Annotated in this window: 26 protein-coding genes and 2 pseudogenes; 17 read left to right on the forward strand and 11 right to left on the reverse strand. The window is 72.2% G+C overall.

All coding sequences use genetic code 11. The features are described 5' to 3' along the window. Positions 1-16 precede the first annotated feature (16 nt). From F563_RS24880 to F563_RS0113845, 7 genes are all read left to right on the forward strand, one after another. Positions 17-193 (forward strand): hypothetical protein, encoded by a 177-nt coding sequence (locus tag F563_RS24880; RefSeq protein WP_019015273.1) that lies wholly within the window; start codon positions 17-19, stop codon positions 191-193. 251 nt (positions 194-444) lie between these two features. Then, positions 445-969, forward strand: a complete 525-nt coding sequence (locus F563_RS0113820) for a prolyl-tRNA synthetase associated domain-containing protein (RefSeq protein ID WP_019015274.1) — start codon at positions 445-447, stop codon at positions 967-969. Between the two features lie 83 nt (positions 970-1,052). After that, positions 1,053-1,973 (forward strand): thioredoxin, encoded by a 921-nt coding sequence (gene trxA / locus F563_RS0113825; RefSeq protein WP_019015275.1) that lies wholly within the window; start codon positions 1,053-1,055, stop codon positions 1,971-1,973. A 5-nt stretch (positions 1,974-1,978) separates the two neighbouring features. Beyond that, a complete protein-coding gene (locus F563_RS0113830; protein ID WP_019015276.1) occupies positions 1,979-2,653 on the forward strand; it encodes an LON peptidase substrate-binding domain-containing protein in 675 nt (224 codons plus the stop codon). Between the two features lie 7 nt (positions 2,654-2,660). Continuing rightward, complete coding sequence (locus F563_RS0113835; protein ID WP_019015277.1) at positions 2,661-2,858, forward strand: Trm112 family protein; 198 nt, start codon at positions 2,661-2,663, stop codon at positions 2,856-2,858. Between the two features lies 1 nt (position 2,859). Next, complete coding sequence (locus F563_RS0113840) at positions 2,860-3,246, forward strand: gamma-butyrobetaine hydroxylase family protein (protein WP_019015278.1); 387 nt, start codon at positions 2,860-2,862, stop codon at positions 3,244-3,246. 56 nt (positions 3,247-3,302) lie between these two features. Next, entirely contained in the window at positions 3,303-6,590 is a 3,288-nt protein-coding gene (locus F563_RS0113845; RefSeq protein WP_026299586.1) for a DUF4384 domain-containing protein, read from the forward strand. Between the two features lie 4 nt (positions 6,591-6,594). Here the strand turns inward: F563_RS0113845 and F563_RS0113850 are convergent, their stop codons facing one another. The 9 genes from F563_RS0113850 to rpsF form a co-directional block, all read right to left on the reverse strand. Beyond that, positions 6,595-7,368 carry an ABC transporter ATP-binding protein gene (locus F563_RS0113850; RefSeq protein WP_026299587.1) on the reverse strand — a complete coding sequence of 258 codons (774 nt, stop codon included), beginning with the start codon at positions 7,366-7,368 and terminating at the stop codon, positions 6,595-6,597. Further along, complete coding sequence (locus F563_RS0113855) at positions 7,365-8,150, reverse strand: MlaE family ABC transporter permease (protein ID WP_019015280.1); 786 nt, start codon at positions 8,148-8,150, stop codon at positions 7,365-7,367. The genes F563_RS0113850 and F563_RS0113855 overlap by 4 nt, the downstream gene beginning before the upstream one ends. Continuing rightward, a complete protein-coding gene (gene alr, locus F563_RS0113860) occupies positions 8,147-9,238 on the reverse strand; it encodes an alanine racemase (protein ID WP_019015281.1) in 1,092 nt (363 codons plus the stop codon). Before alr ends, F563_RS0113855 begins: the two co-directional genes overlap by 4 nt. Before the next feature lie 11 nt (positions 9,239-9,249). Then, positions 9,250-10,782 carry a replicative DNA helicase gene (locus F563_RS0113865; RefSeq protein ID WP_245557137.1) on the reverse strand — a complete coding sequence of 511 codons (1,533 nt, stop codon included), beginning with the start codon at positions 10,780-10,782 and terminating at the stop codon, positions 9,250-9,252. A gap of 71 nt (positions 10,783-10,853) precedes the next feature. Next, positions 10,854-12,104 carry an SAM-dependent methyltransferase gene (locus tag F563_RS0113870; RefSeq protein ID WP_026299589.1) on the reverse strand — a complete coding sequence of 417 codons (1,251 nt, stop codon included), beginning with the start codon at positions 12,102-12,104 and terminating at the stop codon, positions 10,854-10,856. A 120-nt stretch (positions 12,105-12,224) separates the two neighbouring features. Further along, the gene (gene rplI / locus F563_RS0113875) at positions 12,225-12,794 is read right to left on the reverse strand and encodes a 50S ribosomal protein L9 (RefSeq protein WP_019015284.1); all 570 of its coding nucleotides are present in this window, start codon (positions 12,792-12,794) and stop codon (positions 12,225-12,227) included. 1 nt (position 12,795) lies between these two features. Continuing rightward, positions 12,796-13,728 (reverse strand): hypothetical protein, encoded by a 933-nt coding sequence (locus F563_RS24025; protein ID WP_019015285.1) that lies wholly within the window; start codon positions 13,726-13,728, stop codon positions 12,796-12,798. Between the two features lie 62 nt (positions 13,729-13,790). After that, a complete protein-coding gene (gene rpsR, locus F563_RS0113885) occupies positions 13,791-14,072 on the reverse strand; it encodes a 30S ribosomal protein S18 (protein WP_019015286.1) in 282 nt (93 codons plus the stop codon). Positions 14,073-14,075: 3 nt separating this feature from the next. Continuing rightward, the gene (rpsF, locus tag F563_RS0113890) at positions 14,076-14,522 is read right to left on the reverse strand and encodes a 30S ribosomal protein S6 (protein ID WP_019015287.1); all 447 of its coding nucleotides are present in this window, start codon (positions 14,520-14,522) and stop codon (positions 14,076-14,078) included. Between the two features lie 214 nt (positions 14,523-14,736). Here rpsF and fabD point away from each other — a divergent pair, with 214 nt between their 5' ends. The 7 genes from fabD (at position 14,737) to F563_RS0113925 (ending at position 20,964) form a co-directional block, all read left to right on the forward strand. Continuing rightward, entirely contained in the window at positions 14,737-15,681 is a 945-nt protein-coding gene (gene fabD / locus F563_RS0113895; RefSeq protein WP_019015288.1) for an ACP S-malonyltransferase, read from the forward strand. Positions 15,682-15,787: 106 nt separating this feature from the next. Continuing rightward, entirely contained in the window at positions 15,788-16,525 is a 738-nt protein-coding gene (gene fabG / locus F563_RS0113900) for a 3-oxoacyl-[acyl-carrier-protein] reductase (RefSeq protein ID WP_019015289.1), read from the forward strand. 165 nt (positions 16,526-16,690) lie between these two features. Further along, on the forward strand, positions 16,691-16,939 hold the full coding sequence (locus F563_RS0113905) for an acyl carrier protein (protein ID WP_019015290.1): 249 nt from the start codon (positions 16,691-16,693) through the stop codon (positions 16,937-16,939). A 48-nt stretch (positions 16,940-16,987) separates the two neighbouring features. Further along, the gene (gene fabF / locus F563_RS0113910) at positions 16,988-18,250 is read left to right on the forward strand and encodes a beta-ketoacyl-ACP synthase II (protein ID WP_019015291.1); all 1,263 of its coding nucleotides are present in this window, start codon (positions 16,988-16,990) and stop codon (positions 18,248-18,250) included. 1 nt (position 18,251) lies between these two features. Further along, a complete protein-coding gene (mltG, locus tag F563_RS0113915) occupies positions 18,252-19,274 on the forward strand; it encodes an endolytic transglycosylase MltG (protein WP_156825185.1) in 1,023 nt (340 codons plus the stop codon). A 145-nt stretch (positions 19,275-19,419) separates the two neighbouring features. Beyond that, entirely contained in the window at positions 19,420-20,553 is a 1,134-nt protein-coding gene (gene ispG / locus F563_RS0113920; protein WP_019015293.1) for a flavodoxin-dependent (E)-4-hydroxy-3-methylbut-2-enyl-diphosphate synthase, read from the forward strand. Between the two features lie 12 nt (positions 20,554-20,565). After that, complete coding sequence (locus F563_RS0113925) at positions 20,566-20,964, forward strand: hypothetical protein (protein WP_019015294.1); 399 nt, start codon at positions 20,566-20,568, stop codon at positions 20,962-20,964. A 124-nt stretch (positions 20,965-21,088) separates the two neighbouring features. Here F563_RS0113925 and F563_RS24030 read toward each other — a convergent pair whose 3' ends face one another. Further along, positions 21,089-21,703, reverse strand: a complete 615-nt coding sequence (locus F563_RS24030) for a transglycosylase SLT domain-containing protein (protein ID WP_019015295.1) — start codon at positions 21,701-21,703, stop codon at positions 21,089-21,091. A 279-nt stretch (positions 21,704-21,982) separates the two neighbouring features. Between F563_RS24030 and F563_RS0113935 the strand changes: the two genes are divergently transcribed. Continuing rightward, positions 21,983-22,825, forward strand: coding sequence for a nitroreductase family protein (locus tag F563_RS0113935; protein ID WP_019015296.1), 843 nt, complete (start codon positions 21,983-21,985; stop codon positions 22,823-22,825). Between the two features lie 70 nt (positions 22,826-22,895). Beyond that, positions 22,896-24,323: an NAD-dependent succinate-semialdehyde dehydrogenase gene (locus F563_RS0113940; RefSeq protein ID WP_019015297.1), complete on the forward strand. Its 1,428-nt coding sequence runs from the start codon at positions 22,896-22,898 to the stop codon at positions 24,321-24,323. 45 nt (positions 24,324-24,368) lie between these two features. On the opposite strand, the pseudogene F563_RS22620 reads toward F563_RS0113940, so the two are convergent. Continuing rightward, positions 24,369-24,989 (reverse strand): annotated as a pseudogene (locus F563_RS22620) (transposase); the annotation flags it as partial. 6 nt (positions 24,990-24,995) lie between these two features. Here F563_RS22620 and F563_RS0113950 point away from each other — a divergent pair. Beyond that, positions 24,996-25,233, forward strand: a pseudogene (locus F563_RS0113950) (DDE-type integrase/transposase/recombinase); the annotation flags it as partial.

Here is a 25,233-nt window from a genome sequence, read left to right on the forward strand (position 1 = left end):
CAGCCATGCGCCACGGATGGACGCAAGCGGCGGGATCGGCGGCGCCGCCACACCGCTGCGCCGCGACAGCGCCGACCGGATCGCCTCCCGGAGCGACCAGACGGCGGCGATCCGCTGCCGGGCGGCGCGTGATCTCTGCGATCCGGGACTCGGCGGCGGTCCGGGTCATGCGCCGCCATCCGAGACGACCTGATCGGCAGCCCGCAAGCGCGCGCTCACCTGCGTCCGATTCCGACGGAGCGGTACGCTACGGTCCCTCCGCCACGGCCCCGCCGCGCGCCGACGCGGCGGCCCGCGATAAAGCCGTAAAGTCTTAAGGCGCGATCGCGCAACGCCCTGATCCGGCGGGAGAAACCGGGAACCTTAAAGCGTAAGGCGGCGGCGGCGCACGGCGCATCCGCCACGCCCGTTGCCGCACGCGCCCGAACCCCCTATCCCGGCGCCATGCCGCTCACGCCCCAGGACCTGCTCGACCGTCTCGCCGAACTCGGCATCGACCAGACCACCCGCTGGCATCCGCCCGTCTTCACGGTCGAGCAGACCAAGGAACTGCGCATCCACGAGACGATCCCGGGCGCGCACGTGAAGAACCTGTTCCTCAAGGACAAGGCCGGCACGTTCCGCCTCGTCACCATGCTGGAACACCGCCGCGTGCCCGTCGGCGCGCTCGCCCGCGCGCTCGGCGTGCCGCGCATGTCCTTCGCCTCCGCCGAGGAGCTGATCGACACCCTCGGCGTGATCCCGGGCGCCGTCACCCCCTTCGCCCTGGTCAACGACACGGCCCGCCGCGTCGAGTTCGTGCTCGACGACGCGCTGCTCTCCGGCCGCTATGCCCGCATCAACGCCCACCCCCTGACCAACGAGGCCACCACCTCGGTGACACCCGAGGGGTTCCGCGCCTTCCTCGCCGCCACCGGCCACACCCCGCGCCTGGTTGCGCTCGACGCGCTGGATACCGCCGCGGCCTGATCCGCCCTTGTTCGCGCCCCGCCCGGGGTCATGTTATGGGCGGGCGACACCCAGCGACGCGAACAGAGGCGCCCCGGAAGGCCATGGACATCATCTTCGACCCCCAGAAGGGCGGCAGCACCGCCGCGCCCGACCCGGTGAGCGAGGCCACCGAAGCCTCCTTCGTCGCCGACGTGATCCAGGCGAGCCGCGACCTGCCGGTGATCGTCGATTTCTGGGCGACCTGGTGCGGGCCGTGCAAGCAGCTCACCCCGGTCCTGGAGCGCGTGGTGCGCGGCGCCGGCGGGCGCGTGCGGCTGGTGAAGGTCGATATCGACAAGAACCAGCGCCTCGCCGCCCAGCTCCGCATCCAGTCGGTGCCGACGGTCTACGCCTTCTACCAGGGCCAGCCGGTGGACGGGTTCCAGGGCGCGCTCCCCGAGAGCCAGGTGAAGCAGTGGGTGGAACGGCTGGTGCAGATGGCCGGCGGCACCATGCCGGCGGCCGACCTGCTCGCCGCGGCGAAGGAAGCCGCCGCCGAAGGCAACCACGAGGAAGCTGCCGAAATCCTCCAAGCGCTCGTGCAGCAGGAGCCCGAGAACGCCGAGGCGATCGGGCTCCTTGGCCGCGCCCTGATCGCGCTCGGCCGCACCGCGGAGGCGAAGGCGCTGGTCGCCACCCTGCCCTCGAACGTCGAGAGCCACGCCGAGATCCAGGGCGTGAAGGCGGCCCTCGAACTCGCCGAGAAGGGGCGCGAGGCGCAGGGCCAGATCGCGGCGCTCCAGGCCCGGCTCGCGGCCAACGCCGACGATCACCAGGCGCGCTACGACTATGCGATCGCGCTCAACGCGATCGGCAAGCGCGAGGAGGCGGCCGAGCAGCTGCTGCAGATCATCCGCCGCGACCGCAAATGGAACGACGAGGCCGCGCGGCTGCAACTGCTCAAGTTCTTCGAAGCCTGGGGGCTCACCGACGAGGTGACCGTGGCCGCGCGCCGGCGTCTCTCCACCCTGCTGTTCAGCTGAGCCTCGTGCCGACCGCCTCGGCCTGGCATCCGGCGGTCGAGGACCTGCCCGGCGAGTTCGCGGTGTTTCCGCTCACGGGCGCGCTGCTGCTGCCGCAGGGGCGGCTGCCGCTCAACATCTTCGAGCCGCGCTATCTGGCGATGACGCTGGATGCGCTCGCCGAGGGCCGGATGTTCGGCATGATCCAGCCCAACCCGGTGGAGCCGCCGACACCGAACGGGCCGGGGCTCTATCGCGTCGGCTGCCTCGGCCGGCTCTCCTCGTTCAGCGAGACCGAGGACGGGCGGCTCCTGATCACGCTCACCGGCATCATCCGTTTCCGCGTCGCGGCCGAGCTCGCGATGCGCCGGGGCTATCGCCGCGTGCGGGCGGACTTCACGGGCTTCGCCGAGGATCTCGATCTCGACGCCCGGCCCGCGCTCGACCGGGAAAGGCTCGAACGCATGCTGCGCGCCTACTTCCGCGCCAAGGGGATCGACGCCAACTGGCAGGCGGTGAAAGAGACCCCGGATGCCGCGCTGGTGACCACGCTCTGCATGATCTGCCCGTTCGATCCGCGCGAGAAGCAGGCGCTGCTGGAGGCGGCGACGCTCGACGAGCGCGCGGCGATGCTGCTCACCCTGATCGAGATGGGCGCGCATGGCGGCCCGGGGCACGAGCCGGGCCAGCCCCTGTCGTGAGGAGCCGATGACCGAGGTCGATCCCCGCCTGCTGGAAATCCTGGTCTGCCCCGTCACCAAGGGGCCGCTGCGCTACGACCGCGAGCGCGGCGAGCTGATCAGCGAGCGCGCCGGGCTCGCCTACCCGATCCGCGACGGCATCCCGATCATGCTGCCCGACGAGGCGCGCCCGCTCGACGCGCCCGCGCCGCCGCCCAAGCCCTGACATGCCGACGCCGGTCGAGATCCGCGCCTCCAAGGCCGACCGCACCCTCACCGTCACCTTCGACGACGGCAGCCGCTTCGTGCTGCCGGCCGAGTATCTGCGGGTCGAAAGCCCCTCGGCCGAGGTGCAGGGCCACGCGCCCGACCAGAAGGTGCTGGTCTGGGGCCGGGCGCATGTCGGAATCCTGAAGGTGGAGCCGGTCGGCAACTACGCCGTGCGCATCGTGTTCGACGATTTGCACGACACCGGCATCTACTCCTGGGACTACCTGCACCAGCTCGGCCGCGAATACGGGACGCGCTGGGCCCGCTACCTCGAGGAGCTCGCCGCGCAGGGCAAGTCGCGCGAGCCGCGCCGGGTCGTGCGCGCCACGGACACGGGGGCATAGCGCGCTTCCCGCCCGCCCCGCCGGCGGACTACCCTTGCCGCGGGGAGGATGGGGCGATGCGGGGAATCCGGCTGGTCCTGGTGGCGCTGGCGAGCGCGCTGGTGGTTGCGGCCGGCGCCCTGGCGGTGCTGCCATCGCTGATGCCCGAGGCGCGGCTGCGCGCGCTTGCGGGCACGCTGATCGGCAGCGCCTTCCATCAACCCGCGACCGTTGCCGGGAAGGTGCGGCTCCGCCTGCTGCCCACGCCGCGCCTGATCGCCGAGGCGCTGCGCGTCGGCGCGCCCGGCACGCCCGAGGGCGGGCTCGCGGCGTCGCGGCTGGCCGGCGCACTCGATCCGCTGGCGCTGCTGTCCGGCTCGTTCCGCTTCACCGAGCTGAGCGTCGAGCGCGCGGCCCTGTCCCTGACCCTGACCGAGCGCGGCACGCTCGCCGGGCCCCTGCCGCGCGGCCTCGCGACCGCCGAACGGATGGTGCTGGCGGACGGCTCGGTGCACCTGACCGACGCCGCCACCGGACGCGCGCTGACCCTCACGGGCCTCGGGGCCGCGCTGCGACCGGCCGCCGATGGCGGCCCGGCCGAGCTTTCGGTCACCCTCGCCGACCCTGGGCTCGCCGCCTCCTTCGCCGGCCGGCTCGGCGCGGACGGCGCCGACGGACGGCTCACCCTGCGGACGGCCGCGCTCGACGGCGCGGCGCGGCTGCGGCTCAATGCCGGCCGGCTGGCGCTGGAGGAGGCCCGGCTCAGCATCGGCGGGTCGCGTGTCACCGCGACTCTCGTCGGTGCCGCTGGCGCGACCCGCTCACAGCTCAGCGGCCGCATCGCGGTCGACCGGCTCGACCTTGCCGCCGTCTTCGACCGCCTCACCGCCGAGCCCTGGGGCGGGATTGCGCGCCGGCTCGATGCCGGGCTGCGCCTGGAGGCCGAGACCGTCGTGCTCGCCGGACTGACGGCTGGCCCGACCGCGGTCGAGATCGGGCTGACGGACGGGCGGCTCAGTGCGGCGCTGCACGAGCTCGGCCTCTATGGCGGGCGGCTGGTCGGGCGGCTGAGCTTCGCCCCCGGCGAGGACGGGCCGCGGCTCGACACCGAATTCGACCTGCGCGACGTCGCGATCGGGCCGATGATGGCCCAGGCCGGGCTCGACGGGCTGAGCGGCACCGCGCGCGGGGATCTCGCCCTGGTCGCGCGCGGGAGCACCGCCGCTGACCTGCTCGCAAGCCTAGACGGCCAGGGCCGGCTGGTGGTCGAGGACGCGGCCCTGCGCGACGGCGCGGTCGCGGCCGGCCGCCTCGCCCTGACGCTGACGGGGCGCGACCAGCCGCTGCTGATCGAGAGCGGGCTCCGGCTGAACGGAAGGCCGGTGGCGCTGGTCGCGCGCGCCGGCCCGGCCGGGCGGCTGGTCGCGGGCGGTCCGCTCGGTACCGAGGCCGAGGTCACGCTCGGGCCCGCGCGGCTGCATCTGGTGGCCGACAGCACGGCCCGCCCGTTCACCGCGCGCGGGCGGCTGCGCTTCGAGACGCGCGATCTCGCCGACTTCCTGGGCTGGCTCGGCGTCGAGGCCGCCGCCACCGCCGAGCTTGCCGCACCCGCGCGGGTGGACGGCCAGCTTGCCGTCGCCGACCGCGCGCTCGCGCTCGACGATGCGCGCTTCGCGTTCGGCGGCGGCACCGCCTCGGGGCGGCTGGAGGTGGATCGCTCCGGGCCGCGCCCGCGCCTTGCCGCGTCCCTCCGCACCGAGACCGCGGATCTCCGCCGGATGCTGGACATCGCGACCTCGGGCTCGGGGCAGCTGCTGCGCGCGCTCGACGGCACGCTCGACCTCGCCGCCGGGCAGGCGGCGTTCGGTGGGCTCGACTTCGGCCGCACCACGCTCGCCGCCCGGTTGGCGGATGGCGTGCTCGCGGCCGAGGCGCGCGACCTGGTGCTCGCCGGCGGCCGCGCGGGGCTGACACTCAGGCTCGATGCCACGGACGCGGCTGCGTTCGCCGCGACCGCCGCGCTCGATCTCGCCGAGGTCGATGCGGCGACGCTGTTCCGCGGCCTCACAGGGCAGGACCTCGATGCGCTGGCGGGCCCGATCAGCGGGCCGCTGGCCCTCACGCTGCGCGGGCCGAGCCTTCGCGCGGCCACGCTCGATCTCGCCGCCGAACTGACGCTGTCCGGCGGCCGGCTCAGCCTGCCCGGCTTCGATCCGTTCCCCGTCGAGACGCTGCGGCTCCGGCTCGACCGCCTCGACGCCCCGGCGGCGGTCGCCGGGCACGGCACCTGGCGCGACGACCGGATCGCGATCGACGGAAAGATCGGCAATCCGCGCGCCGCACTCGCCGGCGGCGATGCCGAGATCGCGCTCAGCCTGCAAGGGCGCCGCTTCGCCGCGCGCTACGACGGCACGGTGACGAGCCCGCTGACGCCGCCAGCCGCGCGCGAGCCTGCGGCCCCAGCGGCGCCAGCCCCGCCGCCCGTCGCGGCCATGCCGGCGCCTGTCGCCGCCGTGCCGCCGCGGCTGGTGGTGCTCGCACCGGGCGGCGAGGTCCGCGTGGGCCTGCCGCTGGTGCTGTCGGTGACGGCGGGCCGCGACGGCCACCTCGCCTGCTTCTACCAGACCGGCGCCGGCCAGGTGATGCGCATCTTTCCGAACCCGGCACGACCGGACTCGGCCGTGACAGCCGGACAGGAGCTCCGCATTCCCGATGCCGCGATGGGCTTCGAGATCGCGCCCGCGACGGGCGGCGCGGCCGTGCGCTTCGCCTGCGCGCAGGGCGCCGAACCGCTGGTCGAACGCCTGCCGCCGCGGCTTCGCGCGGCCCTCGAACCGCTGGGCGAGACGCTGGGGGCGGTGCTCGCGGCGCTGCCGGGGGCAGAGACGGAGACCGTCTCCGCCGAGGTCGCGGCCGTCGCGACACGCACGATCGCGCGCCCAGCCCCGCCGCGCCTCGCGACCGACCGCGGCGACGCGCCCGCGCAGGTCGGCACGCCGATCGTGCTGCGCGCGACCGTGGCCGAGGACGGGCATCTCGCCTGCTTCTGGCGGTTCGGCGACGGCTCGCTGGTGCGCGTGCTGCCGAACGCGCACGTGCCGGATGCCGCCGTGCCGGCCGGCCGCACGGTGGAGATTCCCGGCCCCGGTTGGCCGTTCCAGATCGTGCCCGAAACGCCCGGCGCGGAGGAGCAGGTGGTGTGCCTGTTCGCGCACCGGCCGGTGCTGCCGCTGCTGCCGGACGATCTCGCGGGGGTCGATCTCGCGCCGCTGCCCGATCCGGACGTGGACCGGCTGATCGCGCGCGCCGCGGCGATCGAGGGGGTGAGTGCCGCGCGGCTCGCGATCCGCGTGGCGCCGCGGTGAGGGGCTACTTGCGCAGCTCCATCTTGATCGGCCCCTCGCTCGATCCGCGCACGAACTGATCGACATAGGGGTTGCCGCTCTCGCGGATCGACGACGCAGGCCCCACCCAGATGATCCTGCCGCCATGGATCATCGCCACCGTGTCGCCGATGCGCTGCGCCGAGGCCATGTCGTGCGTGATCGAGAACGCGGTCGCGCCGAGCCGCTTCACCTGCTCGACGATCAGCGCGTCGATGATCGCGCCCATGATCGGATCGAGCCCGGTGGTCGGCTCGTCGAAGAACATGATGTCGGGCCGCGCCGCGATCGCGCGGGCGAGTGCCACGCGCTTCTGCATCCCGCCCGAGAGCTCGGACGGCGACAGATCGGCGACATCCGCGCCGAGCCCCACCTGGGCGAGGATCTCGATCGCGCGCGGCTTGGCGTCGCGCCGCGCCATCATCCGCCGCGCGAGCAGCCCGAAGGCGACGTTCTCCCAGACCGGCAGCGAATCGAACAACGCGCCCTGCTGGAACAGCATGCCGATATGCACGTTCACCGCCTCGCGCTCGGTGCGCGACATCGCGAGCACGTTCCGCCCGTCGATCTCGATCGTGCCGGCATCCGGCTCGATCAGGCCGAGAATGCACTTGATCAGCACCGACTTGCCCGAGCCCGACCCGCCGATCACGACCAGGCCACGCCCGGCCGGCACGTCGAGATCGAGCGCATCGAGTACGCGCTTCGGCCCGAACGCCTTGGAGAGCCCGCGGATGCGGATCTTCGGCACTCCGCTCATCGCGCGAAGAACAGCTCGGTGATGATGTAGTTGAAGGTCAGGATCAGGATCGAGGCGGACACCACCGCGTTGGTGGTGGCCGCGCCCACGCCCTGCGCGCCGCCCTTCGAGTGGTAGCCCTGGTAGCAGCCCATCAGCGCGATGATGAAGCCGAACACCGCGGCCTTCACCAGGCCCGAGAAGACGTCCTGGAACTCCAGGTACTCCCAGGTGCGCGCCATGTAGGTGCCGGGATGGAAGTCGAGCTTGAACACGCCGACGATGAAGCCGCCCAGCACGCCGAGGATGTCGGCGACGAGCACCAGCAGCGGCAGCACCAGCGTGGCGGCGACGATGCGCGGCACCACCAGATATTTCATCGGGTTCGTCGACAGCGTGGTCAGCGCGTCGATCTGGTCGGTCACGCGCATGGTGCCGAGCTCGGCCGCGATCGCGGCACCCACGCGGCCCGCCACCATCAGCCCCGCGAGCACCGGGCCGAGCTCGCGCGTGATCGACAGCACGACCACCGTCGCCACCGCGCCCTCGGCCGAGAACCGCGCGAAGCCCGTGTAGGATTGCAACGCCAGCACCATGCCCGAGAAGATCGCGGTCAGCGCCACCACCGGCAGCGAGAAGTAGCCGATGTCGGTCATCTGCCGCAGGAGCAGCCGCGGATAGAAGGGCGGGCGCACGACGTGGCTCAGCGCCAGTGCCGCAAACAGCGTCACGCTGCCGGCCGCCGACAGCACGGCGAACAGGCCGCGCCCGATCGCGCCGAGCAGATCGAGGAGAGTGTTCACGCGACGCCGCGATACTGGCGGCGATACCGCGCCCCGAGCGAAGTCAGGATCTCGTAGGCGTTCGTGCCCGCGCGCTCGGCCACCGCATCGGGCGGCAGGTCGGGGCCGAGCAGGCGGATGAACCCGCCGGGGGCGGCCTCTGGCGCGTCGGTCACGTCGAAGGTGAGGAGATCCATCGAAACCCGGCCTGCGAGCGGCACCTGCCGGCCGCCGACGAGCCCTGCGCCGCGGCCGGAGAGGCTTCGTAGATAGCCATCGGCGTAGCCGGCCGCAACCGTTGCGATCCGCGAGGGCCGGGCCGCCACCCACGTGGAGTTGTAGCCTACGCTCTCGCCCGCCTCGATCTCGCGGATCTGGAGGATGCGCGCCTCCAGCGTCACCACCGTGCGCATCGGGTTGGGCGCATCGGGCGTGGGGTTGATGCCGTAGAGCGCGGCACCGGGGCGGGCGAGATCGGAAGCGGCGACGTCGCCCAGGAAGATGCCCGAGGAGTTGGCGACCGAGGTCGGCGCTGGCGGGAGCATCGCGCGAAGCCGATCGAAGCGCGCCACCTGCTCGCGGTTCAGCGGGTTCGCCGGCTCCTCCGAGGCGACGAAATGCGTCATCACATAACGGAGATCGAGTGCGGCGAGCGGGGCCGGGTCCTGGGCGAGACGTTCGACCTCGCGCCGCCCGAGGCCGAGCCGGTTCATGCCCGTATCGATCTGCAGGATCGCCGGCAGGCGCGCCCCGCGCGCGGCGGCGTGCGTGCTCCAGCGCCGGAGCGCGCCGAGGTCGTTCAGCACGGGCACGACGCCGGCCGCTGCGGCTTCGGCCTCGGCACCAGCGACCAGCCCGTGCAGCACCGCGAGCGGAACGTCGCGCGGCACGCTCTCGCGCAGCGCGAGCGCCTCGTCGAACTCGGCGACGAAGACGTGGCGTGCGCCCTCGGCAAGCAGGCGGCGCGTCACGGGCTGCGCACCGAGCCCGTAGGCGTTCGCCTTCACCACCGCCGCGACCGGGCCGGAGGGATGGCGTGCCGCGAGGTCGCGCCAGTTCGCCGCGATCGCGTCCAGATCGATGGTGAGGATGGCGCTCGGGTCAGGCACCGCTTGCCGGCTCAGTCGGCGTCATGCGCGCCGTGGTGACGGTCGAGATTGGCGAAGCGCGTGAACTCGGCCTCGAAGAACAGCTCCACCTTGCCGGTCGGGCCATGGCGCTGCTTGGCGAGGTTCACCTCGGCGACGTTGTGCACGCGCTCCATGTCGGCGACCCATTTCGCGTGCGCCTCGTCGAACTTCGCCTGGTTGTCGAAGGTCATGAGCTTGGGCTCGCGCGCGGCGAGGTAGTACTCGTCACGATACAGGAACATCACCACGTCGGCGTCCTGCTCGATCGTGCCCGATTCGCGCAGATCCGAGAGCTGCGGGCGCTTGTCCTCGCGGCTCTCGACCGCGCGCGAGAGCTGGCTCAAGGCCAGCACCGGCACGGCGAGCTCCTTGGCGATCGCCTTCAGTCCCTGGGTGATCTGGCTGATCTCGAGCACGCGGTTCTCGGGCCGCGTGCCCGGCGCCGGGCGCAGCAGCTGGAGATAGTCCACCACCACCAGGCCGAGGCCCTGCGTGCGCTTGAGCCGCCGGCAGCGCGTGCGCAGCGCGCTGATCGACAGCGCAGGCGTGTCGTCGATCATCAGCGGCAGGGCGCTGATCTCGCGCTGGCAGGCGACGAAGCGATCGAACTCGCGCTCCGCGATCTCGCCGCGGCGGATGCGGTCCGACGAGACGCGCGCCTCCTCGGCGAGCAGGCGCGTGGCGAGCTGCTCCGCGCTCATCTCGAGCGAGAAGAACGCGACCGCGGGCGGCGTCTTGCCGAGCCCCGCCTCGCGCGCCTCGGCCGCGAGCGCGCGCGCCGCGCCGAAGGCGATGCAGGTCGCGAGCGAGGTCTTGCCCATGCCGGGGCGGCCGGCGAGGATGATCAGGTCGGAGGCGTGCAGTCCGCCGAGCTTGGCGTCGAGATCGCGCAGGCCCGTCGCCAGGCCGGAGACGTGGCCCGAGCGCTTGAACGCGCGCTCCGCCCCCTCGACGGCGAGCTTCAGCGCCTTCTCGAAGCTGACGAAGCCGCCATCGGCCGATCCTTTCGCGGCGAGATCGAACAGCGCCTGCTCGGCGGCCTCGATCTGCTGCGGCGCATCCAGCCCCTCGGCATCGCCGAAGGCGCGGTTCACCACCTCCTCGCCGATATCGACGAGCTGGCGGCGCAGGTAGCAGTGGTAGATCACGCGGCCGTACTCGCCGGCATTCACCACGCCGACCGTGGCGCTGACGAGCTGAGCCAGATAGGCCGTGCCGCCGACCTCGTCGAGCAACCCGCTGTTCTCGAGGTCGGTCTTCAGCGTCACCGCATTGGCGAGCTGGCCCTGCTCGATGCGGCGCGCGAGCGTGGCGAAGATGCGCCCGTGCACCGGATCGGCGAAATGCTCGGGCGCGAGGAACTCCGCCACACGCTCGTACGCCTTGTTGTTGGCGAGCAGCGCGCCGAGCAGCGCCTGCTCGGCCTCCAGGTTCTGCGGCGGGCTGCGCAGCGCAAGCCCGAGCAGCGCATCGCCGGGTGCCGCCTCGCGCGCGCGCATCGACGACATCGTGCTGGCTGGCATCGCTCAGACGTCTCCCCTTGCGGCACCGGGGAGCATACCGCGCAGGCGCGGGTGCGCGAGGTCAGAAGGATTCACAGCCCTGTGGATACCGGGGATGCCGCGCGGCGCGCCGCCGCCGCCTCGGCCTCGGCGATGTAGTCGCGCGTCAGCGGAACGACGTCCTGGCGGTGCGCGAGCTGCGCCTGCCAGACGAAATGACCCTGGTGGCGGAAGGCGAGCTCGCAGGCGACGAGATAGAACTCCCACATGCGGCAGAACCGCTCGTCGTAGATCGCCGCGATCGCGTCGCGGTTGCGCGCGAAGCGCTCGCGCCAGTGCCGGATCGTCGCCGCGTAGTGCAGCCGCAGCGTCTCGAGATCGGTCAGCAACAGCCGCGAGCGCTCGATCGCGGGCAGCACCTCGGACAGCGCGGGCGAATAGCCGCCGGGGAAGATGTACTTGCGCAGCCACGCATTGGTGGTGCCCGGGCCCTCGGGCCGGCCGATCGCGTGGATCAGCGCGACACCGTCGGGCACGAGCGCGCGCGCGACCACGCGGAAGAACGTGTCGTAGTGCGGGATGCCGACATGCTCGAACATCCCGACCGAGACGATGCGGTCGAAGGTCCCGGTCACCTCGCGATAGTCCTGCAGGTGGAATCGCACGCGCCCGGACAACCCTTCGGCCGCGGCGCGCGCGGTCGCTTCGCGGTGCTGCTCCTCGGACAGCGTGATGCCGGTGACGTCGGCACCGAACTCGCGCGCGAGCGTGAGCGCAAGCCCGCCCCAGCCCGAGCCGATGTCGAGCACGCGCAGGCCGGGGCGGGTCAACAGCAGCTTCGCGGCGATGTGGCGCTTCTTGGCGAGCTGCGCCTCCTCCAGCGTCTCGTCGCCGCGCGGGAAATAGGCGCAGGAGTACTGGCGGTCGCGGTCGAGGAACAGGCTGTAGAGCCGTCCCGAGAGATCGTAGTGGTGCGCGACGTTGTGCTTCGCCCGGCCGATCGGGTTCGCCTGCTGCACGCGCCGCAACCACGTGTTGGCGCGCTCGATCAGGCGCATCACCGGATGGCTGCCGCCGCGTTCGAGGTTCAGCATCATGAGGTCGAGCAGGTCGTAGAGCGTCCCGTCCTCGACCGTGAACGCGCCATCCATCCAGGCCTCGCCGAAGCGGAGCCCCGGGTTCAGCGCGATGCGCGTGGGCGTCGCCCGGTCATGCACGCGGATGCGCGCCTCGGGCCCCGGCGTCGCGCCGGCATAGGTGCTGCTTGAGCCGTCCGGCCAGATCACGGTCAACCGGCCGAGCACGATCACACGCCTGAGCAGGGTGTCGAGCAGCCGCATCAGCCCCTCTGCCTACCGCCCGACAGCGCGGCGCGGCCGGCCCGCTGTCCGGAATCGACTCGGCATATGATAGGCCCGCGCGCCCGGCTCGGCCAAGCGCGCAGCAGTCGCGACAGCGTGCGCTCAGATCTCGGGCTGCTCGCCGGTGCCGGCGGGCTCCGCGCCGGGCTCGAACATCGCCTCGGCGACCAGCGCCTCCTCCTCGACGCCGCGCACGGTCTCGCCGCGCGCCTGGCGCTCGGCCTCCTCGGCCGTGCGGGCGACGTTGACGGTGACGGTGATGATCACCTCCGGGTGCAGCATCACGCGCACCGGATGCAGCCCGAGCGTCTTGATCGGATGGTCGAGCTGCACCTGCTGGCGGGTGATGGAGAGCCCGCTCTCGGTCGCGGCATCGGCGATGTCGCGCGCCGAGACCGAGCCGTAGAGCTGGCCGCTCTCGCCCGCCTGGCGCAGCATCACCACCGCGAGGCCGGCGACGCGCTCGGCGACCCGCTCGGCCTCCTCGCGGCGCTTGAGGTTCTGCGCCTCGAGCTGCGCGCGCTCGGTTTCGAACCGCGCGAGGTTCTCCTTGGTCGCGCGGATCGCCTTCTTCTGGGGCAGCAGGAAGTTGCGGGCATAGCCCGGCTTCACCTTCACCACCTCGCCCATCTGGCCGAGCTTCTCGACCCGCTGGAGCAGGATCACGTCCATCTCAGTCCTCCGGGGGCGTAAGCCCCGTGCCAGGGCGCGGCGGCCGGCCGCGCAGGTTGAGGAAATGCTCGGCCACGCCGAGCCCCGCGAGGCCGACCCCCACGGGTACCGTGAACAGAACGAGGGCGACGTAGAGCGGCGCCAGCATCAGCGGCCGGGCGGGCTTGCCGAGGCTCGCCACATGCACCACCGCAAGCCCCTGCAGCGCGAGCGGCACGGCGAGCATCATCGCCGCCGACTGCACCGCGAAGCCCGCCCCGCCGGGCACCACCAGCGCCGCCACCACCACGCCGGCCGCGAGCTTCCAGTACCAGCCGGGCAGCAGCGCCATCGACCAGCGCGCCGGCGCCGCGATCAGCAGGCCTCGCCGCGCGACCATGCGCTGCGCGATCGCGGCGTTCATCGCCATCACCCCGGCGAACCAGAGCGCGAAGGCGAGCGGCTTGATGCGCACCATCATCGCCACGAAGTCCTCGGCGCCCATCTCGGGCGTCGCGCCCATCCGCGCGAGCGCGTGCTCCATCACGGCGCGCAGGACGCCCGAGAGTCCACCCGGCTGGCCGGCGAAGGCGAACTCCGCCGCCAGCAGCATCGCCGCCGGCCAGAGTGCCAGCGTCGCGAAGGGCATCGCGAGCGCGAGCGGCCCGCCCCGCGTGTCCGGCAGGGCGAGCCGCAGCAGCAGCACCACCGGCATCGCGAACAGCAGCACCCAGGCGAGCGCGCCCGGCACCCCGCCCGAGACCACCGTCACCAGCGCCCCCGCCAGCACCGCCTGCGCCGCCGCCTGCCAGCCGAAGGCCAGCCCCGCCGCGAACAGCGGGAAGGGCGCGAACCAGAACAGCACGGTGCCGAACGGCAGGCCGCGCAGCGCGGCCAGCGCGAGCAGCGCGGAGATCAGTCCCGCCGCCAGCGTCGCCGTGGTGCGCAGCGTCATGGTGTCCGCCGTCCGTCGCCATGGTCATGCCCGCGGCCGGCAGGTCCGGCCGCGGCCACGCGTCAGGTGTTGATGACGTAAGGCAGCAGCGCGAGGAAGCGCGCGCGCTTGATCGCCACCGCCAGCGCCCGCTGCTTCTTCGCCGACACCGCCGTGATGCGGGACGGCACGATCTTGCCGCGCTCGCTGATGTAGCGGGAGAGCAGCTTCACGTCCTTGTAGTCGATCGCCGGCGCGTTCGGCCCGCTGAACGGGCAGGACTTGCGGCGGCGGTAGAACGGCCGGCGCGCACCGACGGCGGTGCGGCGGGCGGCGGGGATGATGGTCTCGGGGCTGTCGCTCATGGCTCACTCTCCGATGGTGTCGCGCGCCGGTCGATCGCCGCGCTCGGGGCGGTCGCCACGCGGGGGCCGCGGTCCGCGATCGCCGAACCGGCCGCCGCGGTCGCCACGCTCGCCCCGCTCGTCGCGTCCGCCCCGGGCGACGATCGCCGACGGCCCCTCCTCCAGCGCCTCGACACGCACGGTCAGGAAGCGGAGGATGTCCTCGTTCAGCCGGAGCTGGCGCTCCATCTCCGTCACCGCCGCCGGCGGCGCGTCGATGTTCATCAGCAGGTAGTGCCCCTTGCGGTTTTTCTTGATCCGGTAGGCGAGGTTGCGCAGGCCCCAGTATTCCTTCTTGCCCACGCTGCCGCCGCCCTCGCCGATCACGGCCGCCATCTGGTCGGCCAGCCCCTCGACCTGCTGGGGCGTGACATCGCTGCGCGCGATCAGCACGCATTCATAGAGTGGCATCGCGTCCCTCCGGCTTCTCTCAGTCCCGGCATCCGGGACGATCCCGGAGGCTCAGACGGACATAGCCGGCCGCGTGCCGCGCGGCCGGCAGGGAACCGGCGAGTTATACGCATCGCCGGCGCGGGCGCAAGCGCGCGGGCGGATTTCTTGACAGCCCCGCCCTGCCCGCATACCACCGCCGGCCTTCCCGGAAACGCCAGAGAAAGCCCCCACCATGCCCGTGCGTGCCTTCGTGTTTCCCGGCCAGGGCAGCCAGGCGGTCGGCATGGGCCGCGAGCTCGCCGCCGCCTTCGCCCCCGCCCGCGAGGTGTTCGAGGAGGTGGACGAGGCGCTGAAGCAGAAGCTCTCGACGCTGATGTTCGAGGGCCCGGCCGAGACGCTGACACTCACCGCCAATGCCCAGCCCGCGCTGATGGCGATGAGCCTCGCGGTGGTGCGCGTGATCGAGCGCGAGGGCGGCGTGAGCCTGCCGGAGGTGGCCACGCTGGTCGCCGGCCATTCGCTCGGCGAGTACTCGGCGCTGGCCGCCGCGGGCGCCTTCGATGTCGCGAACGCCGCCCGGCTCCTGCGCCTGCGCGGCGAGGCGATGCAGCAGGCGGTCGCGCCGGGGGTCGGCGCGATGGCAGCCCTGCTCGGAGTCGAGCTCGACCAGGCGGCGGCGATCTGCGCCGAGGCCGGCGAGGGCGAGGTGGTGGAGGTCGCGAACGACAATGGGGGCGGCCAGGTGGTGATCAGCGGCGCGGCCGCCGCGGTGGAGCGCGCGATCGCGCTCGCCAAGGCCAAGGGCGTGAAGCGGGCCCTGCCGCTGCCGGTCTCCGCGCCCTTCCACTGCGCGCTGATGGCGCCGGCCGCGGATGCGATGGCCAAGGCGCTGGCGGCCGAGCCGCCGCGCGCGCCGCTGGTGCCGCTGGTGGCGAATGTCACGGCCCAGCCGGTGTCCGACCCGGTGGAGATCCGCGATCTGCTGGTGCAGCAGGTGACGGCCACCGTGCGCTGGCGCGAGAGCGTGGCGACCATGAAGGCCGAGGGCGTGGATACCGTGGTCGAGCTCGGCGCCGGCAAGGTGCTGGCGGGGCTGGTGAAGCGGATCGACCCCGAGCTGGCGGCGAGTTCGGTCGGCACCCCGGCCGAGATCGAGGCGTTCCTGAAGACCGTCTGAGGAGGGGCGCCGATGGTCCGACCCGACGGCAAGCAGGCCCTGGTGACCGGCGCCCGCCGTGCTGGCCCTTGGGCCAGCGCAGCAACGCAATCCTGAGGAGGCGCCGGTGTTCCGACTTGATGGCAAGCAGGCCCTGGTGACCGGCGCCTCCGGCGGCATCGGCGGCGCGATCGCACGCGCGCTGCATGCCCAGGGCGCGATCGTCGGCCTCTCCGGCACCCGCCGCGAGGCGCTCGAGGCGCTCGCAGCCGAGCTCGGCGAGCGCGCGCACGTGCTGCCGGCCAACCTCGCCGACCCCGCCGCGCCCGATGCGCTGATCGCCGCCGCCGAGGCCGCGATGGGCGGGCTCGCGATCCTGGTGAACAACGCCGGGCTGACCCGCGATGGCCTCGCGCTCCGGATGAAGGACGAGGACTGGGACACGGTGCTCGCGGTCGACCTCTCCGCCGCGTTCCGGCTGAGCCGCGCCGCGCTCAAGGGCATGCTGCGAAGGCGCGCCGGGCGCATCCTCTCGATCGGCTCGATCGTCGGCGCGACCGGCAACCCGGGCCAGGCGAACTACGCCGCCGCCAAGGCGGGGCTGGTCGGCATGAGCAAGGCCCTGGCCCAGGAGGTGGCCGCGCGCGGCATCACGGTGAACGTGATCGCGCCGGGCTTCATCGCCACGCCGATGACGGACGCGCTGACCGACGACCAGAAGGCGGCGCTCGCCGGGCGCATCCCGCTCGGCCGGCTCGGGCAGCCGGCGGACATCGCCGCGGCGGCGGTCTATCTCGCCTCCGACGAGGCCGCCTGGGTGACCGGCGCGGTGCTGCACGTGAACGGCGGCATGGCGATGATCTGACCCCCGCCGCGCGCGCGGCCCGCCGCTGGTCAAGCCCGCGGAACGATGGTATGCGCCGCCGGTTTCCGGGCGGGAGGCGGGACTCGTCATCCTTGGGGCGATGCCGCGCCCCGTCCGGACCGGTGCGCCGGTTCCCCCAGACGATCCAAGGAGCGAGACACCCCAATGACGGATACCGCCGAGATCACGAAGCAGGTGAAGGAGATCGTCGTCGAGCATCTCGGCGTCGAGGAGGGCAAGGTCACCGAGACCGCCTCGTTCATCGACGATTTGGGTGCGGACAGCCTCGACACCGTCGAGCTCGTGATGGCGTTCGAGGAGAAGTTCGGCATCGAGATCCCGGACGACGCCGCCGAGAAGATCACGACCGTGAAGGACGCGATCGACTACATCGTCAAGCAGAAGGCGGCCTGAGGGCCGCCTCCGCCCCGCCGTTTCACGCCCACGTTCAGGAGGTCCGGGATGCGTCGTGTCGTCGTCACCGGCATGGGAGCCGTCACCCCGCTCGGCATCGGCGTCGAGCATGTGTGGAAGCGGCTGCTCGCGGGTGAGTCCGGCATCGGCGCGATCCAGTCCTTCGACGTCTCCGACCTGCCGGCCAAGATCGCCGGACAGATCCCGCAGGGCGGCAAGGCCGACGGCAAGCTCGACCTGAACGAGTGGATCCCGCCCAAGGACCAGCGGAAGATGGACCGCTTCATCCAGCTCGCGCTGGTCGCGGCGGCCGAGGCGGTCGAGGATTCCGGCTGGATGCCCGAGGACGAGGACGGCCGCTGCGCCACCGGCGTGATGATCGGCTCGGGCATCGGCGGGCTGCAGACGATCTTCGATGCCTCGCAGCAGGTGCTGGAGGGCAAGGCGCGCCGGCTCTCGCCGTTTTTCATTCCCTCGGCGCTGATCAACCTTGCCTCCGGCCATGTCTCCATCAAGTACGGGTTCAAGGGACCGAACCACTCGGTGGTGACCGCCTGCGCCACCGGCGTGCACGCGATCGGCGATGCCGCACGGCTGATCGCCTTCGGCGATGCGGACGTGATGGTCGCGGGCGGCTCCGAGGCCGCCGTGTGCACGCTCGGCATCGCGGGGTTCTGCGCCTCGCGCGCGCTCTCCACCGGCTTCAACGACACCCCGGCCAAGGCCTCGCGCCCCTGGGACAAGGATCGCGACGGCTTCGTGATGGGCGAGGGCGCAGGCGTGGTCGTGCTCGAGGAGTACGAGCACGCGAAGAAGCGCGGGGCGAAGATCTACGCCGAGTTCGCAGGCTACGGCATGTCGGGCGATGCCTACCACATCACCGCTCCGGCCGAGGGCCACGAGGGTGCGTTCCGGGCGATGAAGGCGGCGCTGAGGAACGGCAACGTCACCCCCGAGCAGATCGGCTACATCAATGCCCACGGCACCTCGACGCCGCTCGGCGACGATCTGGAGCTTCAGGCCGTCGAGCGGCTGTTCGGCGAGGCGGCGCGCGGCGTGGCGATGAGCTCCACCAAGTCGGCGATCGGCCATCTGCTGGGGGCTGCAGGCGCGGTCGAGGCGGTGTTCTCGATCCTCGCCGTGCGCGACAATGTCGCGCCGCCCACGCTCAACCTCGACGCGCCGAGCCAGGAGAGCGTGATCGACCGCGTCGCGCATACGGCGCAGGAGCGGCCGATCGAGATCGCGCTGTCGAACAGCTTCGGCTTCGGCGGCACCAACGCCTCGATCCTGTTCCGCAAGCTCCACTGACATGACCGACGCCCCGCCTCCGCGGCGGGGGCGGGTGCGCCGCCTGCTCGCCGGCCTGGCTCTCACCCTCGCGGTGCTCGCCGCCGGCGCCTACGGCGCGTTCCACTGGGCGGTCGCGCAGTATGACGCGCCGGGTCCGCTCGCCGAGGAGCGGGCCGTGGTGATCCCGCGCGGTGCGGCCACCGGCACGATCGCGGAACGGCTGGAATCCGCCGGCGTGATCGCCAATGGCCGCGCCTTCCTGGTCGCCGCCTGGGCGACCGCGGAGGCGGGGCCGCTGCGCGCCGGCGAGTTCGCCTTCCCCGAGCGCGCGTCCTTGCGCACCGTGCTCGACACGCTGCGGTCGGGCCGGACCGTGCAGCGGCGCCTGACCGTGCCCGAGGGGCTGACGGTGGCGCAGATTCTCGCCCTGCTGGACGAGACCGAGGGGCTGACCGGCACGGTCGCGACCCCGCCGCCCGAGGGCGCGCTGCTGCCCGAGACCTGGGCCTATTCCTGGGGCGATACGCGGGAGTCGCTGATCCGGCGCATGCGCGAGGGCATGGACCGCGCGCTCGCCGAGGCCTGGGCACAGCGCGCCGACAACCTGCCCTTCGACACCCCGCGCGAGGCGCTGATTCTCGCCTCGATCATCGAGCGCGAGACCGGCATCGCGGCCGAGCGCGGCAAGGTGGCGGGCGTGTTCGTCAATCGGCTGCGGCGCGGAATGCCGCTGCAATCCGACCCGACCGTGATCTATGCCGTGACCGACGGGCTCGGCGTGCTGGACCGGCCGATCAGCCGCGCCGATCTGGACACCGACCATCCGCACAATACCTACCGCAACCGCGGCCTGCCGCCGACGCCGATCGCCTCGCCGGGGCGCGCCTCGATCCTCGCCGCGGTGCGCCCCGAGGCGACCGATGCGCTCTACTTCGTCGCCGACGGGCGCGGCGGCCATGTGTTCAGCCGCACGCTGGAGGAGCACAACCGGGCGGTCGCGCGCTGGCGCGCGATCGAGCGCGAGCGGCGCGGCGCCAACTGATACCGCGCTGGTGTGGCGGCTGCGCGCCAAAGGAAACCTCATCCCCGGCGCACGGAGGTTCCACCGTCGTGCACCGGGGATGACGCCGTGACTGGCGCATCGCCGCCGGGATCGCCATAGTCCCCGCAACGCGGGAGAGCACCGGATGTCATACCGGCCCTATCAGCAGATCACCCGGCGCAGAAGCCGGATGATCCATGTCGGCAAGGTCCCGGTCGGCGGCGAGGCGCCGATCAGCGTGCAGACCATGACCAACACGCCGACCACCGATGTCGCGGCGACGATCGCGCAGATCCGCCGCGCCGAGCTCGCCGGCGCGGACATCGTGCGCGTCTCGGTGCCCGACGAGGAGAGCACGGCGGCGCTGGCCCACATCGTTCCCGAGGTCGGCGTGCCGATCGTCGCCGACATCCACTTCCACTACCGCCGCGCCATCGAGGCGGCCAAGGCGGGGGCCGCGTGCCTGCGCATCAATCCCGGCAATATCGGCTCCAAGGAGCGCGTGCGCGAGGTGGTGCAGGCGGCACGCGACCATGGCTGCTCGATCCGCATCGGCGTGAACGCGGGCTCGCTGGAGAAGCACCTGCTGGAGAAGTACGGCGAGCCGAACCCCGAGGCGATGGTCGAGAGCGCGCTCTGGCACGCGGCCCACCTGCAGGAGCTCGACTTCCACGAGTTCAAGATCAGCGTGAAGGCGTCCGACGTGTTCCTCGCGGTCGCGGCCTACCAGCAACTCGCCGAGGCGTGCGACCACCCGCTGCATCTCGGCATCACCGAGGCCGGCTCGCGGCGCACCGGCACGGTGAAGTCGGCCATCGGCATCGGCAGCCTGCTCTGGGCCGGGATCGGCGACACGATCCGCGTCTCGCTCTCCGACGAGCCTGAGGAGGAGGTGCGGGTCGGATGGGAGATCCTGAAGGGGCTGCATCTGCGCCATCGCGGCGTGAAGATCATCTCCTGCCCCTCCTGCGCGCGGCAGGGCTTCGACGTGATCCGCACCGTCGAGGCGCTGGAGCGGCGGCTGGAGCACATCCAGGTGCCGATCACGCTCTCGATCATCGGCTGCGTGGTGAACGGGCCGGGCGAGGCGCTGCTGACCGATATCGGGCTCACCGGCGGCGGGGCCGGCCGGCACATGGTCTACCTGGCCGGACGCACCGACCACACGATCGAGGGCGGATCGATGATCGACCACATCGTCGACCTGGTCGAGCGGCGCGCCGAAGCGATCAGGGCGGAGGAGGCGGCGCGGCAGCGCGCGGCGCTGGCGGCGGAGTAGCGGGCGGAGGACGTGGGCAGAAGACGCGCCAGGGCCGGGATCGCGGCGGCGACACTGACCGCCGCGCTCGGCTGCGCCGGCACGGCCCGGGCCGACGAGGCGGCGGCGGCGCGGCTGCTCTGGGAATGCCGGGCGCTGGCCTCGGTGCTGATGAGCAGCGTCACCGAGGCCAAGGCGGTGGTCGGCGAACTGACGCTGATGGAGACGAACGGGCGCCCGCGGGAGCGGCTGGCGCTGCACGACAAGCTTCAGCAATCGCTGGTGCGCAGCGAGATGGCGGCCTCGGCCCTGGTGCGGCTGCTCTGCCCCAACCGCTCCATCATCCACGAGTTCGACGGCGATCTCCGGCGCGCCTGGGCCGCGATGGCGGCGAACCGGCAGAGCGTGCTGAAGGCCATCCCCGGCCCGTAGCGGGCAGGCTCGGCGCTGCCGTTCGGGCCGGGCTCGTGCCGTATCCGACCTGTCGGAAGCGGCTCACGGTGTCCTGCCGTGCTTCTTCACCCGATCGGATCGCTCCGCCTGATCAGGATCCGCGCTAGTGCGCGGCGGCCTCGGCGAGCTGCTCGTCACCGACACCGGCGAGTTCCAGCAGGGTCGCCGCCTTGGCCCGCATCGCCCGGGTCGGCCCGGCGGGGCAGGAGCTGAGGCGGATCGCCGGGAGCGAGGCGGGCGCGATCTCGGCGAGGGCGGCGCGCACGCGGCAGGCATAGGCCTGGCCGGCGCCGCTGCCGGGGCTCGCGCCGTTATATGCCGCGAGCGCGGCCGCCCAGCCGCCATGCCGGGCACGCAGGGCGTTGAGCAGCTGGGCGGCGAAGGTCGCGCTCTCGGCCGGGTCGAACACCCAGGACGCGCCGTCGCGCGCATGCACGCCGATGTTCACCTGGAAGCAGCCGCCCGAGACGCTGCGCGCACCCGGCGCCATCTCGCGCGCAGCCGCCTTGGCCTGCGCCGGCGAGCGCGCGTAGCGGGCGTCGCGCTCGGAGCCGACCGCGTAGGGGTGGAGCGCGCTCTCGACCACCGCGACCGCCACCAGCAGCCCGTCCGGCAGGTCGGCGATCGCCTCGGCCGCGCGGGCGGCGGCGACGCAGCGCGCCGCGAGGTCCCCTCGATCGCTGGCTTGCCCATGTACATGCGATGGCGTTGCGAGCATAAGGCAAGACAGAAGCAACCCGGGGACAGTCAATCGTCGTACCGCAGTCATGGCTTGGCCTTAACGCGCCGATGCGGCCAAGACATGGGGTTAAGAAAGTCTTTCTTCTCACAAACGCGTCAGATTTCTCGTCATGGTTGCATTCCATGGCGGAAATGCGGCGACCACGCGGCCGGCTCGCCGTCTTTTCGTCGACACTTCGCGGATGCAGCAGGACTGAGAGGGCTTGTTTCCGCTCTTCCTGCGGGCACCATCCGGGTCCGCAAGCGGAGGAACGTCATGAGCACCGAGATCACCGAGGCGCGCGCGCTGGCCGAGGCGCTGGAACACCGGTTCGGCGAACCGGTCGAGGTCCCGACCGGTCTCTCCTGCGAGGCGCTGCTGCGGCTGGCGACGCGCGCCTCGAACCGCCGCTATCGGCCCGATCCGGTGGATCCGCGGCTGGTGCGCGTGCTGGCGGCGTGCGCGCTCTCGGCGCCGACCAAGTCCGACCTCCAGCAGACCGACATCGTGGTCGTGCAGGATCGGCCCCTGCGCCAGGCGATCGAGGCACTGCTGCCGGGCAATCCGTGGGTGGCGAAGGCGCCGGTGCTGCTGGTGTTCTGCGGCAACAACCGCCGCCAGCGGCGCATCCATGAACTGCGCGGCCATCCCTTCGCCAACGATCATTTCGACCCCTTCTTCAACGCCTCGGTGGATGCGGCGATCGTGCTCTCGGCCTTCGTGCTGGCGGCCGAGTCGGTCGGGCTCGCGACCTGCCCGATCAGCGCGATCCGCGACCACGCGGCCGAGGTCTCGCGCCTGCTCGCGCTCCCCGACCACGTCTTCCCGGTCGCGGGGCTGGGGATGGGATGGCCGGACGGCGCGGCGCCGGTCTCGCCGCGCCTGCCGCTCTCGGTCACCGTGCACACCGACCGCTACGACGAGACCGGGCTCGATCAGGCGATCGCCGCCTATGACGCGCGCCGCGAGGCGATCCGCCCGCACAGGCAGCGCGACGTCGAGCGCTTCGGCACCGCCGAGAGCTATGGCTGGAGCGAGGACAAGGCGCGCCAATACGCCACCCCGCAGCGCGCGGATTTCGGCGCCTTCGTCCGCGGCAAGGGGTTCAGGCTGGACTGACCCGCCCTTGACCCGGCACGGCGCCGGACGATGATCCGCGCCACGCGACCAATCCCCGGAGGAGATGCTGATGTACGCCACACTGGAAATGCTGATCGACGGCAAGTTCACCCGCGGCTCCTCCGGCAAGAGCGAGCCGGTGATCAACCCGGCGACCGAGCAGACGCTCGCCGAGCTGCCGCACGCCGCGAAGTCCGACCTCGAGGCCGCCGTCGCCGCCGCCGAGAAGGGCTTCAACGCCTGGAAGGCGATGAGCGCCTATGACCGCTACCGTATCCTGCGCAAGGGCGCGGAGATCCTGCGCGGCCGCGCGGATGCGATCGCGAAGATCCTCACCATGGAGCAGGGCAAGATCATCGCCGAGGCGAAGATCGAGGTCGTCACCTCGGCCGACATCCTCGACTGGTATGCCGAGGAGGGGCGTCGCGCCTATGGCCGGATCATTCCGGGCCGGATGCCCGGCGTGCGGCAGATGGTGATCAAGGAGCCGGTCGGCATCGTCGCCGCCTTCACGCCGTGGAACTTCCCGGCGCTCACGCCGATGCGCAAGATCGCCGGCGCGCTCGCGGCAGGCTGCTCGCTCATCCTCAAGCCGTCCGAGGAGACCCCCGGCACCGCCGTCGAGGTCGCGCGCTGCCTGCAGGAAGCGGGACTGCCGGAAGGCGCGCTCAACGTCGTGTTCGGCGTGCCGGCGGAGGTGTCGTCCTATCTGATCGCGCATCCGAAGGTGCGGAAGATCTCGTTCACCGGCTCGACCGCGGTGGGCAAGCAGCTGATGAAGCTCGCGGCCGACGGGATGAAGCGCACGACGATGGAGCTCGGCGGTCATGCGCCGGTGATCGTGTTCGACGATGTTGACGCGGCGTCGGTCGCCAAGATCGCGGCCGGTGGGAAATACCGCAATGCCGGCCAGGTCTGCATCTCGCCCACGCGGTTCTTCGTGCATGAGAGCAAGTACAAGCAGTTCGTCGACACCTTCACCGAGGTCGCGAGCGGGCTGAAGCTCGGCGACGGGCTCGATCCGACGACGCAGATGGGGCCGATGGCGAATGCGCGCCGGCTCGAGGCGATGGACATGTTCGTCTCGGACGCGAAGGCCAAGGGCGCGGTGGTGAAGACGGGCGGCGAGCGGCCGGCGAACCAGGGCTTCTTCTACAAGCCGACGGTGCTGGCGGATGTGCCAGCCGAGGCGCGCATCATGACCGAGGAGCCGTTCGGTCCGCTCGCGCCGATCGTCCCCTTCAAGTCGTTCGACGAGGTGGTCGAGCGCGCCAACGGCGTGGATTACGGGCTCGCGGCCTATGCCTTCACGAACGACGAGAAGCGCGCGACCGCGATCGCCGATGCCTTGCAGTGGGGCATGGTGGGCGTGAACAGCCTGGCGGTGTCCACGCCCGAGACGCCGTTCGGCGGCATCAAGGACTCGGGCCATGGCAGCGAGGGCGGCATCGAGGGGCTGGAGGCCTACCTGAACATCAAGTTCGTCTCGCAGGCGTGAGGTGATGGGGATGGGGGTTTTGGGGGGAAGCGACTGTCTTGTTGATCAAGCGGCTTGCCACGGACGTCGGTCCCTGAGGGTGGCGTTGAGGGTGGTGAGGAGTTTGCGAGCGACGGCGATGAGGGCGACCATCCTTGGCTTTCCGGCGGCGAGGAGGCGGTCGGCAAAGGCGCGCAGGGCGGGGTTGTGTCGGCGCGCGACCATGGCACCGAGGAAGAGGGCGGCGCGCACGGAGGCCCGCCCGCCGGCGATCGCAGCCTTGCCGCGCCACTGGCCGGACTGGCGTGTGAAGGGTGCGAGGCCGGCGAGGGCTGCGATCTCTCGGCGGTCGAGGGAGCCGAGTTCGGGGAGTTCGGCGCTCGGGATCCCCACGGCGCCTTGGCGCCGTGGGGTGCCCCGCAGGGTGCGCGCGATGGTCTTGCCGATGCCGGGGACGGAGGCGAGCAGGTCCTCGGCCTCGCGCCAGGCGGGGGAGGCACGCACGGCCTCGTCGAGGCCGGTGTCGAGTTCGGCGAGTTCGCGCTCGAGCGCGGCGATCAGTCGGGCGATGCTGTTCTTCAGCCGTGGCTGAGGGGAGCGCTGCGCGCGCTGGCGCTCGGCGGTGATCATGGCGACGATCCGGCGCCGGCGGGTGACGAGGTCGGCGAGCAGGCGGGTGGCGTGATCGGGCAGGCACCCGCGCCGAACCGGCTCTGGGTCTCGGATTTCACCTACGTGAGCACGTGGTCAGGCTTCGTCTACGTCGCCTTCGTGATCGACGCCTACGCGCGCCGGATTGTCGGCTGGCGCGTCTCGCGCACCGCACACGCCAGCGTCGTGCTGGATGCACTGGAACAGGCCCTGCATGAGCGGCGACCTGCGCATCGCCGCGGCCTGGTGCATCATTCGGACCGCGGATCGCAATATGTCA

Origin of the sequence: Elioraea tepidiphila DSM 17972 (assembly GCF_000378465.1) — a bacterium.
Classification (GTDB): Bacteria; Pseudomonadota; Alphaproteobacteria; order Acetobacterales; family Acetobacteraceae; genus Elioraea; species Elioraea tepidiphila.